11 protein-coding genes are annotated in these 10,943 nt (G+C 58.7%); 8 read left to right on the top strand and 3 right to left on the bottom strand.

The genetic code is table 11. From position 1 onward, the window contains the following. Positions 1-18: 18 nt before the first annotated feature. Both ABLU96_RS10510 and ABLU96_RS10505 read right to left on the bottom strand, forming a co-directional pair. On the bottom strand, positions 19-414 hold the full coding sequence (locus ABLU96_RS10510) for a hypothetical protein (RefSeq protein ID WP_348862501.1): 396 nt from the start codon (positions 412-414) through the stop codon (positions 19-21). Next, positions 414-1,274 carry a LysR family transcriptional regulator gene (locus ABLU96_RS10505; RefSeq protein WP_046877710.1) on the bottom strand — a complete coding sequence of 287 codons (861 nt, stop codon included), beginning with the start codon at positions 1,272-1,274 and terminating at the stop codon, positions 414-416. Before ABLU96_RS10505 ends, ABLU96_RS10510 begins: the two co-directional genes overlap by 1 nt. Positions 1,275-1,371: 97 nt before the next feature. On the opposite strand from ABLU96_RS10505, the gene ABLU96_RS10500 reads away from it, so the two are divergent. The 8 genes from ABLU96_RS10500 to arnF all read left to right on the top strand — a co-directional run bounded on the left by ABLU96_RS10500 (position 1,372) and on the right by arnF (position 9,656). Continuing rightward, positions 1,372-1,878: a phenolic acid decarboxylase gene (locus ABLU96_RS10500; protein WP_025106840.1), complete on the top strand. Its 507-nt coding sequence runs from the start codon at positions 1,372-1,374 to the stop codon at positions 1,876-1,878. A 399-nt stretch (positions 1,879-2,277) separates the two neighbouring features. Beyond that, entirely contained in the window at positions 2,278-3,417 is a 1,140-nt protein-coding gene (gene arnB, locus ABLU96_RS10495) for a UDP-4-amino-4-deoxy-L-arabinose aminotransferase (protein ID WP_064406113.1), read from the top strand. A gap of 1 nt (position 3,418) precedes the next feature. Continuing rightward, positions 3,419-4,402 carry an undecaprenyl-phosphate 4-deoxy-4-formamido-L-arabinose transferase gene (arnC, locus tag ABLU96_RS10490; RefSeq protein WP_004126208.1) on the top strand — a complete coding sequence of 328 codons (984 nt, stop codon included), beginning with the start codon at positions 3,419-3,421 and terminating at the stop codon, positions 4,400-4,402. Continuing rightward, positions 4,399-6,384 carry a bifunctional UDP-4-amino-4-deoxy-L-arabinose formyltransferase/UDP-glucuronic acid oxidase ArnA gene (arnA, locus tag ABLU96_RS10485; RefSeq protein ID WP_032751591.1) on the top strand — a complete coding sequence of 662 codons (1,986 nt, stop codon included), beginning with the start codon at positions 4,399-4,401 and terminating at the stop codon, positions 6,382-6,384. Before arnC ends, arnA begins: the two co-directional genes overlap by 4 nt. Continuing rightward, the gene (gene arnD, locus ABLU96_RS10480; protein ID WP_014227123.1) at positions 6,381-7,283 is read left to right on the top strand and encodes a 4-deoxy-4-formamido-L-arabinose-phosphoundecaprenol deformylase; all 903 of its coding nucleotides are present in this window, start codon (positions 6,381-6,383) and stop codon (positions 7,281-7,283) included. Before arnA ends, arnD begins: the two co-directional genes overlap by 4 nt. After that, positions 7,283-8,938: a lipid IV(A) 4-amino-4-deoxy-L-arabinosyltransferase gene (gene arnT, locus ABLU96_RS10475; protein WP_064378445.1), complete on the top strand. Its 1,656-nt coding sequence runs from the start codon at positions 7,283-7,285 to the stop codon at positions 8,936-8,938. The genes arnD and arnT overlap by 1 nt, the downstream gene beginning before the upstream one ends. Continuing rightward, complete coding sequence (gene arnE / locus ABLU96_RS10470; RefSeq protein WP_014227121.1) at positions 8,935-9,273, top strand: 4-amino-4-deoxy-L-arabinose-phosphoundecaprenol flippase subunit ArnE; 339 nt, start codon at positions 8,935-8,937, stop codon at positions 9,271-9,273. The genes arnT and arnE overlap by 4 nt, the downstream gene beginning before the upstream one ends. Then, on the top strand, positions 9,273-9,656 hold the full coding sequence (gene arnF / locus ABLU96_RS10465) for a 4-amino-4-deoxy-L-arabinose-phosphoundecaprenol flippase subunit ArnF (protein ID WP_004855095.1): 384 nt from the start codon (positions 9,273-9,275) through the stop codon (positions 9,654-9,656). The genes arnE and arnF overlap by 1 nt, the downstream gene beginning before the upstream one ends. Here the strand turns inward: arnF and ABLU96_RS10460 are convergent. Next, complete coding sequence (locus ABLU96_RS10460; protein WP_009654337.1) at positions 9,653-10,702, bottom strand: AI-2E family transporter; 1,050 nt, start codon at positions 10,700-10,702, stop codon at positions 9,653-9,655. The genes arnF and ABLU96_RS10460 overlap by 4 nt on opposite strands. Positions 10,703-10,943 lie beyond the last annotated feature (241 nt).

The following is a 10,943-nucleotide window of genomic DNA, read 5'->3' as shown; positions in this document are numbered from 1 at the left end:
CGGAGAAAGTATCGGCAACTAAAAATGGTTGCAGGCGTTCACAGTATCTACCGGCTCGCAGACGTCGGGGACCCTGTAGCCCGGGCAAGGCGCGATAAGCTCCGCCCCCGGGAGCAGCGCGCAGAGAGGCTGAATTTCCCGGAGGCGATGCTGCGCATCTGTCCGGGCTACCGGCTCGCAGACGGTGGGGACCTTGTAGCCCGGGCAAGGCGCGTTAAGCGCCGCCCCCGGGAGCAGACCGCAGAGAGGCTGAATTTCCCGGAGGCGATGCTGCGCATCTGTCCGGGCTACCGGCTCGCAGACGGTGGGGACCTTGTAGCCCGGGCAAGGCGCGTTAAGCGCCGCCCCCGGGAGCAGACCGCAGTGAATCTGTAGCCCGGCTAAGCGCAGCGCGAGCCGGGTAAACAAGCCCATCAGGGCGCTCTGAACAGATCCAGCAGCGTGGCGACCTGCTCATCAATAGGTGTTAAATCACGCTTAACGATCAGGTGCAGCGGCGTTGCCCGCCGCGCGCCGTGTCCCAGCGGCAGCGCCTTCAGCACCCCTTGTTGAAGCTGTGGGCCAATGCGCTCTTCCGGAAGCCAGCCAAACCCGACCTGATACAGCACCGCATCGATGGCGGCATCAATAGTGGAAAACGTCCATGCATCGCGGGAAGATTGCGGGTCGTTGCTGCGGTCGGCGATGCGCACCAGCGGCCAGGGGGCCAGCGCGCTGTCGTCCAGCGGCCCCGTCAGCGCGGAGAGTGGATGATCGCGATGGGCGACGGCGACAAAATCAATGTTCATCAGCCATTCGCCGCGGCCGGTAATATCCTGACGGCGGGTCAGCACCATCACGTCCGCCTCGGTGCGGGCCGGATGCTCTTCCTCAACGTTTTCCAGCACTTCGGTCAACCTGACCTGAGTTTGCGGGTAACGCTGTTGAAACTGGCGCAGAATGGCGAACAGCCGCTGGCGTGGGAAAATGCTGTCGACCACCAGATCCAGCCGGGTCCGGGCGCCGTCTCGCAGGGTGGCGGCATGGGTTTCGACATAAGAGAAGGCCTGCAGCAGCGGCTTAACCTGGCCGAGCAGCAGCTCGCCTGCCGGGGTCAGCACCGCGCGACGGCCCGATGGCGTCAGCAGCGTGACGCCCAGCCGCTCCTGCAACAGCGCGAGATTATAGCTCACCGACGACTGGCTGCGGTGGGTCTCGTCCGCCGCCTTCGCGAAGCTACCCAGCTCGACAACTTTCTCCAGCAGCGCCCATTGTTCCAGCGTAGTCTTGTGCATAATCCATCTAAAAAGTGAATGAGTTTAATCCAAACATAGCGTTATTCATCCATTTTTTAAAGCAGTATGCTTGTTCTCAACAAACAGAGGAGAACAGATTATGAGCACATTCGACAAACATGACCTGAGCGGTTTTATCGGCAAACATCTGGTTTATACCTACGATAATGGCTGGAACTACGAAATTTACGTTAAAAACGGCACCACCCTGGATTATCGTATTCACAGCGGTATCGTCGCGAATCGTTGGGTGAAAGATCAGCAGGCTTATATCGTTCGCGTCGGCGAAAGCATCTACAAAATTTCCTGGACCGAACCGACCGGTACCGACGTGAGCCTGATCGTTAACCTCGGCGACAAACTGTTTCACGGCACCATCTTTTTCCCGCGCTGGGTAATGAATAACCCGGAGAAAACTGTCTGCTTCCAGAACGATCATATTCCGCTGATGGTCTCTTATCGTGAAGCCGGTCCGGCTTATCCGACAGAAGTGATTGATGAGTTTGCCACCATCACTTTTGTGCGCGATTGCGGTGCGGATAATGACGAAGTGATTAATTGCCCGGCTAACGAATTACCTGACAACTTTCCTGCCAACCTGTAATCATTTTGAAATAGTTTCGTGATTCGACTGGATTTTTTATATTTGCTGAACGATGTTTAAAGATAGCTTATTGGAATCTGGTTGAGCATCCGTTTACTTTTCGCCAATGCGTTCCCGCTATTTCTCCGTCCGGCGGGAACGCTATAGCGCCTTTTTCTGCGATAAATTCCACTCTATCTCAATGATTTTTAACAAAATCATCATGCATATCTAATTAATATTAATTTCTTAATATTATCCTAAGCAAATCTGACTAAATTTAATAACATCTGAATACAAAATAATGAAATGCGCCATCGGGCTGATTTCGCTTTCATTTTCATTTTGTTTAGGTCAGCAGGTGCAGGATATTTCTTATCGACCCGTTTTTTCGCGGGTCATTCACAGAACAGGAACATGATGAGCGATTTTTTGCCGTTTTCGCGCCCGTCGATGGGCGACGCAGAGCTGGCTGCGCTGCGTGAAGTTTTGCAATCGGGCTGGATCACCACTGGACCGAAAAATCAGGCGCTGGAAGAGGCGTTCTGCACGTTAACCGGCAACCGTCACGCCATCGCCGTCAGTTCGGCGACCGGCGGCATGCACGTCACGCTGATGGGGCTGGGTATCGGTGCGGGCGATGAAGTGATCACCCCTTCCCAGACCTGGGTCTCCACGCTGAACATGATCTGCCTGCTCGGCGCGACCCCGGTGATGATCGATGTCGATCCCGATAACCTGATGATTACCCCCGACGCGGTTGAAGCGGCAATCACCCCGCGAACCAAAGCAATCATCCCTGTGCACTATGCTGGCGCACCGGCGGATATTGACGCCATTCGCGCGATTGGCGAGCGTCACGCTATTCCGGTGATTGAAGATGCCGCCCACGCGGCGGGGACGTACTACAAAGGCCGCCACGTCGGGTGGCGCGGTACCGCCATTTTCTCATTCCATGCGATCAAGAATATGACCTGCGCCGAAGGCGGGCTGGTGGTGACCGACGATGACGAACTGGCCGCGCGCATTCGCAGCCTGAAGTTTCACGGCCTCGGCGTTGACGCTTATGACCGCCAGACCCTGGGCCGCGCCCCGCAGGCGGAGGTGATTTCGCCGGGCTTTAAATACAATCTCGCGGATATCAACGCCGCGCTGGCGCTGGTGCAGCTGGACAAGCTCGCCCACGCCAATCAGCGCCGCGCCGCCATTGCGCAACGCTATCTGCGCGAGCTGGCGGATACGCCCTTCAGACCGCTGGTGGCGCCGTCGTGGGAGCATCAGCACGCCTGGCACCTGTTTATTATCCGCGTTGACGAAGCCGCCTGCGGCATCAGCCGCGATGCGCTGATGGAAAGACTGAAGGCCATGGGCATTGGCACCGGCCTGCACTTCCGCGCGGCCCATACGCAAAAGTATTACCGCGAGCGTTTCCCTGAAGTTTCATTGCCGCATACGGAATGGAACAGCGCGCGCATTTGTTCCATTCCGTTGTTCCCGGATATGACCGATGACGATGTCACTCGGGTCATTTCCGCACTGCACCAGCTGTCAGGACGTTGATATGTTTAGCTATCCTCCCGTGAAAAAGGTCTCGGTCGTTATTCCTGTGTATAACGAACAGGAGAGCCTGCCGGAGCTTATCCGCCGCACCGACACCGCCTGCGCGACGCTCGGACGGCAATATGAAATTCTGCTGGTCGACGACGGCAGCAGCGATGACTCGGCGCGAATGCTCACCGAAGCCGCCGAGGCCGAAGGCAGCCACGTGGTGGCGGTCCTGTTGAACCGCAACTATGGCCAGCACTCGGCGATTATGGCGGGCTTCAGCCACGTTACCGGTGACCTGATCATTACCCTTGATGCCGACCTGCAAAACCCGCCGGAAGAGATCCCGCGCCTGGTTGAGAAGGCCGATGAGGGCTACGACGTGGTCGGTACCGTGCGCCAGAACCGCCAGGACACCTTCTTCCGTAAAAGCGCCTCGAAGATGATCAACCGCCTGATCCAGCGCACCACCGGTAAAGCGATGGGCGACTATGGCTGCATGCTGCGCGCCTATCGCCGCCATATCATCGACGCGATGCTCAACTGCCATGAGCGCAGTACGTTTATCCCGATTCTGGCGAACACTTTTGCCCGCCGGGCGGTTGAGATCCCGGTGATGCACGCCGAGCGCGAATTCGGCGATTCCAAATACAGCTTTATGCGCCTGATTAACCTGATGTATGACCTGGTGACCTGCCTGACCACCACGCCGCTGCGCCTGCTGAGCCTGTTCGGCAGCGTCATCGCTCTGCTGGGCTTCGCCTTCGGCCTGATGCTGGTGGTGCTGCGTCTGGTGTTTGGTCCCCAGTGGGCGGCGGAAGGGGTGTTCATGCTGTTCGCGGTGCTGTTCATGTTTATCGGCGCCCAGTTCGTCGGGATGGGCCTGCTCGGGGAGTATATCGGCCGCATCTATAACGATGTCCGCGCCCGCCCCCGCTACTTTATTCAACGTGTTGTTCGCCAGCCGGAAACGGCATCTCAAGAGGAAGATCGTTCATGAAAGCCGTAGTCTTCGCTTATCACGATATGGGTTGTGCAGGTATTCAGTCTCTGCTGGATGCCGGTTATGACATCGCCGCTATTTTTACCCATCCGGATAACCCTGGCGAAAACCATTTTTTTGGCTCCGTGGCGCGTATTGCCGCTGAGCAAGGCATCCCGGTATGGGCGCCGGAAGATGTGAATCATCCGCTGTGGATCGAACGTATCCGTGAGATTAAACCGGACGTGCTGTTCTCGTTCTACTACCGCAACCTGCTGTGCGATGACATTTTGAATATTGCGCCGCAGGGGGCTTTTAACCTGCATGGTTCACTGCTGCCAAAATACCGCGGCCGCGCGCCGCTGAACTGGGTGCTGGTGAACGGCGAAAGCGAAACCGGCGTGACGCTGCACCGTATGGTTAACCGCGCCGATGCCGGCAATATCGTGGCGCAGAAAAGCGTCGCGATCGGCGCGGATGACGCGGCGCTGGCGCTGCACCGTAAGCTCTGTTCCGCGGCGTCGGAACTTTTGGCTCAGGCGCTGCCCGCCATCCGCGACGGCAAAACCGAAGAGCGCGCCCAGGATGAAAGCCTGGCGACTTACGTCGGTCGCCGTACGCCGGAAGACGGTCGCCTCGACTGGGAACGCTCGGCCCAGACGCTGCACAACCTCGTCCGTGCGGTCTCCGATCCGTGGCCGGGCGCGTTCGGCTACGCCGGCGCGAACAAGTTTATCGTCTGGAAATCCCGCGTGCGCCACGATCTGGCCGCCGCCAAAGCGGGGACGGTGATCTCCGTTGCGCCGCTGGTGGTCGCCTGCCAGGAAGGGGCGTTAGAAATCGTTACCGGGCAGACCGAGCGCGGCGTTTATATGCAGGGTACGCAGCTGGCGCAGGCGCTTGGCCTGGTTGCCGGCGCGGTGCTGAGCAGCAAACCGGTGGTGGCGATTAAGCGCCGTACCCGCGTGCTGATCCTCGGGGTGAACGGCTTTATCGGCAACCACCTGACCGAGCGTCTGCTGCAGGACGACAACTACGAGATTTACGGCCTGGACATTGGCTCCGACGCTATCAGCCGCTTCCTCGACAACCCGCGCTTCCACTTCGTTGAAGGCGATATCAGCATTCACTCCGAGTGGATCGAGTACCACATTAAGAAGTGCGACGTGGTCCTGCCGCTGGTGGCGATTGCCACGCCAATCGAATATACCCGCAACCCGCTGCGCGTGTTTGAGCTGGATTTCGAAGAGAACCTGAAGATTATCCGCGACTGCGTGAAATACGATAAGCGCATCATCTTCCCGTCGACCTCGGAAGTGTACGGCATGTGCACCGACAATAACTTCGATGAAGATACCTCCAATCTGGTGGTCGGGCCGATTAACAAACAGCGCTGGATCTACTCGGTCTCCAAGCAGCTGCTGGACCGCGTGATCTGGGCCTACGGCGATAAGAACGGCCTGAAGTTTACCCTGTTCCGTCCGTTTAACTGGATGGGGCCGCGCCTCGATAATCTCAACGCCGCGCGCATCGGTAGCTCTCGCGCCATCACCCAGCTGATCCTTAACCTGGTTGAAGGTTCGCCGATCAAGCTGATTGAGGGCGGTAAGCAGAAGCGCTGTTTTACCGATATCAGCGACGGTATCGAAGCGCTGTTCCGCATCATTGAGAACAAAGATGGCCGCTGCGACGGGCAGATCATCAACATCGGCAACCCGGATAACGAAGCGAGTATCAAAGAGCTGGCGGAAATGCTGCTGGCCTGCTTTGAGCGCCATCCGCTGCGCGACCGCTTCCCGCCGTTTGCCGGGTTCCGTGAAGTGGAAAGCAGCGATTACTACGGTAAAGGCTATCAGGACGTCGAACATCGTAAGCCGAGCATTCGCAACGCGAAGCGCTGCCTGAACTGGGTGCCAACGGTGGAAATGGAAGAGACCGTGGAACACACCCTGGACTTCTTCCTGCGCACGGTTGAGCTGACGGACAGCGGAAAATCATGAAACAGGTCGGCTTACGCATAGATGTCGATACCTTTCGCGGCACGCGGGACGGGGTCCCGCGGCTGCTGGCTCTGCTGAGCCAGCACGGGATTCAGGCAAGCTTCTTTTTCAGCGTCGGGCCGGACAACATGGGGCGCCATATCTGGCGCCTGATAAAACCGAAGTTTCTGTGGAAGATGCTGCGCTCAAAGGCCGCGTCGCTGTACGGCTGGGATATCCTGCTGGCCGGTACCGCCTGGCCAGGGCGCAGGATCGGCGCCGGGAATGAGGACGTTATCCGCGCCGCCGCGCAGGAGCATGAAGTCGGCCTGCACGCCTGGGATCACTATAGCTGGCAGGCGTGGAGCGGCGTCTGGCCGCAGGAAAGGCTGACGCTGGAGGTTGAACGCGGGCTGCTGGAGCTGGAGCGGATTATCGGTCGCCCGGTAACCTGTTCCGCCGTTGCCGGCTGGCGTGCCGATCAGCGGGTGATCAAAGCCAAAGAGGCTTTCGATTTCCTTTATAACAGCGACTGCCGGGGGACCGGGCCTTTTCTGCCGCAGCTGGGGAACGGCGCGCCGGGAACCGTGCAGATCCCGGTAACCTTACCGACCTGGGATGAAGTGGTGGGCAACGCGGTGGATAGTGCGGGCTTCAACCGCTATCTGCTGGACTGCATCCATCGCGACGCGGGGACGCCGGTCTATACCATCCATGCCGAAGTGGAAGGCATCGCCTTTGCGGAGCAGTTTGATGAACTGCTGACCATGGCCGCACAGGAAGAGATCCGGTTTTGCCCGCTAAGCCAGCTGCTGCCCGCCGATTTTAGCGTGCTGCCGCGAGGTAAAGTGGTTCGTGGTGAACTGGCCGGCCGGGAAGGCTGGCTTGGACGTGAACAATTACTCAATTCGGGTGTTTGATGAAAAGCATTCGCTACGGCGCCTCTCTGGTCGCCCTTTTTGTCCTCTACTATTTACTGCCGCTTAACTTCCGCCTGCTCTGGCAGCCTGATGAAACCCGCTACGCGGAGATCAGCCGCGAAATGCTGGCGACCGGCGACTGGGTGGTGCCGCATTTCCTCGGGCTGCGCTACTTTGAAAAGCCCATTGCCGGTTACTGGATCAACAGCATCGGCCAGTGGCTATTCGGCCACAATAATTTTGCCGTCCGCTTTGGGGTGGTGTTTTCCATTACCGTCACCGCTCTGCTGGTCGCCTGGCTGGCATGGCGTCTTTTCCGCGATAAACGCGTCGCGATCCTGTCACCGGCGATCTTCCTGACCGCGCTGCTGGTTTATGGTATCGGCACCTACGCGGTGCTCGACCCGATGATCACCATGTGGATGGCGCTGGCGATGTGCAGCTTCTGGGGCGCGGCGCAGGCCCAAAGCCGCGGCGGCAAAATTCTCGGCTATGTTTTACTCGGCGTGGCCTGCGGGATGGGGGTGATGACCAAAGGCTTCCTCGCGCTGGCGGTGCCGGTGGTCGGGGTACTACCGTGGGTGATTGCGCGTAAGCGCTGGCGCGAAGTGTTGACTTACGGCTGGCTGGCGGTGGGCGTCTGCGCGCTGGTGGTGCTGCCGTGGGGTCTTGCCATCGCCAAACGCGAGCCGGACTTCTGGCGCTACTTCTTCTGGGTGGAGCATATCCAGCGTTTCGCGGAAAAAGATGCCCAGCATAAAGCGCCGTTCTGGTACTACATTCCGTTCCTGATTGCCGGCAGCCTGCCGTGGCTGGCGCTGCTGCCGGGTGCGCTCAAGCGCGGCTGGACCGAACGCGATGAGTCGCGCGGTGCGCTCTATTTGCTCGGATGGGTGGCGATGCCGTTCCTGTTCTTCAGCATTGCTAAGGGTAAACTCCCAACCTATATCCTGCCCTGTTTTGCTCCCCTGTCGATTCTGATGGCGCGCTACGCGCTGGACGCGGCGAAGGCGGGGGCGAAGGCGCTGAAAATTAACGGCGCGATCAACCTGGCCTTTGGCCTGATTGGCCTGGTCGCCGTGCTGGTAGTTTCGCCGTGGGGCATTATGCACAAGCCGGTATGGAGCCATATTGAACTCTATAAGTGCCTGCTGGCGGCGCTGATATTTGGCTGCTGGGCGCTGATGGGCTGGCTGGCGATGAAGGACAACGGCCGCCGCTGGACCCTCGCCGCCTGCTGCCCGCTCGGGCTGGCGCTGCTGGTGGGCTTCGCTATCCCGGATCGGGTGATCGACAGCAAGCAGCCGCAGTTCCTGGTGGATATCGTCAGCGAATCGCTGACCCCGAGCCGCTACGTGTTGACCAATAACGTCGGTATCGCCGGCGGGCTGTCGTGGGAGCTCAAGCGCAGCGATATCATTCTGTTCGACAAGCAGGGCGAGCTGAAGTACGGTCTCTCCTGGCCGGACGCGCAGCACCAGTTTGTCGATCAAGCCCATTTTGCTGACTGGCTAGCGACGCACCGCCAACAGGGCCCCGTCTCGCTGGTTCTGCTGATGGATAAAGGAGAAAGTATGGCTGATTTAGCGCTACCGAAACCGGATAGCTCCTACGAGCTTGGGCGCGTGGTGTATATCCAGTATCTGCCGCAATGAGCGTCTGGATCTGTCTGGTTTTCGCCAGCCTGCTGAGCTGCGCCGGACAGCTGTGCCAGAAACAGGCGACCCGCCCGTCCAAATCCGGGCGGCGCGGGTACCATATCCTTGGCTGGCTGGGGCTCGCGCTGCTCTCTCTCGGCTGCAGCATGCTGCTGTGGCTTAGCGTGCTGCAGTCGATCCCGGTCAGCATCGCCTATCCCATGCTGAGCCTGAACTTCGTCTGGGTGACGCTGGCGGCGTGGGGGATCTGGCGCGAGCCGGTCGCGCGTCGCCACTGGCTTGGCGTGGGACTCATCGTCGTTGGGATCGTTATTCTCGGGAGCCGTATCTGATGGGCTTAATCTGGGCGTTGTTCAGCGTCGGCCTGGCGAGCGGCGCGCAGCTGCTGCTGCGCAGCGCGATGGTCGAGCTCCCGCCGCTGACGGAGATATTCACCTTCCTCAACCATCTGCTGCATCTGCGTGCGGGCACGTTTGGCCTGGCGTTCGGGCTTATGGGTTACCTGCTGTCGATGGTCTGCTGGTACTTCGCTCTGCATCAACTGCCGCTGGCGAAAGCCTACGCGCTGCTGAGCCTGAGCTACATCCTGGTATGGGCCGCCGCCATCTGGCTCCCCGGCTGGCATGAGCCTTTCCACTGGCAATCGCTGCTGGGCGTGCTGCTGATTGTCGCCGGAGTGCTGACGATCTTCTGGCCGGTGAAGCGGCAGGGCTAGCCCGGTAGCCTGCTTTTGGGGCGCCCGGGCCCGAGCAGGATGGCTAACTTACTGCCGCCCCTGGTGGTCTCCATCCATATTTTACACACGCTGGTTAACGGTACCGACAGCAGCATTCCCACCGGTCCAAGCAGCCATCCCCAGACCAGCAACGAGAGGAAAACCACCAGCGTAGACATGCCCAGCCGATGGCCCATCATGCGGGGTTCGAGAATATTGCCGATAATCATGTGCACGACTAAAAAGAGTGCGCCGACCAGCAGGCATTCATAATATCCGTTAAAAAGTAACGCCTGGATCATCGGCGGGACGGCGGAAATCACCGAGCCAATGTTAGGCACATAGTTCAGCAGAAAAGCCAGCACGCCCCACATCAGCGCAAACTGCACCCCCATTAGCATCAGCCCTAACCAGATAATCACCCCGGTCCACAGGCTAAGCAGCGTTTTCAGCGCCAGATAATGCGAAACGCCTTTTAACGCCCGATGAAGACCGGCGATGTGGATTTGCGGGTTGTTGAGGGCAAAGCGGAGTTTATAGGGCACATGCCGGACTTCAAAAAGCATAAATACCACCGTCATAACCAGCAGAACGACGCTGGCCATGGCGCCGGACAGCCCGGTCATCAGGGTGGTCGTGAACGTCATCAGCTTGTCGGAGTCTATGCGTTGCAGCATACGCTCCGGGGACATATGAATATGCAAAAAGGGCAGCGCCTCCTGCAGCCGCAGGACTTTTGCCGTCAGCTCTTTATTATATTTTGGCATCATGGCGACAAATTCGTTAACCGACGCGGCCAGTACGCCAATTAACGCGGTGAGCACGATCAGCATCACCACCACTACGATAGTAATGGCGACCGGGCGACGCACGCCGCGGCGAATAAACCAGGTGACCAGAGGGTTGAGGACAATGGCGAAGAACAGCGCCAGTAATAGCTGCACGATGATATCTGCCGCGGCGTGAATACCGGCGAGGATAACCACCAGTGACGCCAGTTTGAGCAGAATATGCATGCCCGTTTTATCGGGCTGAGGGGTTGTCATTCACTCTTCCTTTCTATGATTTTCATTAAGAGCCCACTCCATTAGGGCTATTTTACTTGCCATTTTGAACACGGGCAGTGCTCGACAAAATACGAAAGTATTTTGAACGCCCTTCAGGGCGGCCCGGAGGGCGAGCGTAGCGAGTCAATCCTCACGTACTCCGTGTACGCTCCGGTTTCTGTGCGCTGTCCGTGTTCAAACTGCCTGCGACAATAACGCCTGGTGGGATAGGCTCTAAGTG

Origin of the sequence: Klebsiella sp. CN_Kp106 (assembly GCF_040064575.1) — a bacterium.
Taxonomy (GTDB): Bacteria; Pseudomonadota; Gammaproteobacteria; order Enterobacterales; family Enterobacteriaceae; genus Klebsiella; species Klebsiella michiganensis.
Note: the sequence above shows the minus strand (reverse complement) of the source record. Positions and strands in the feature narration are given on the sequence as shown.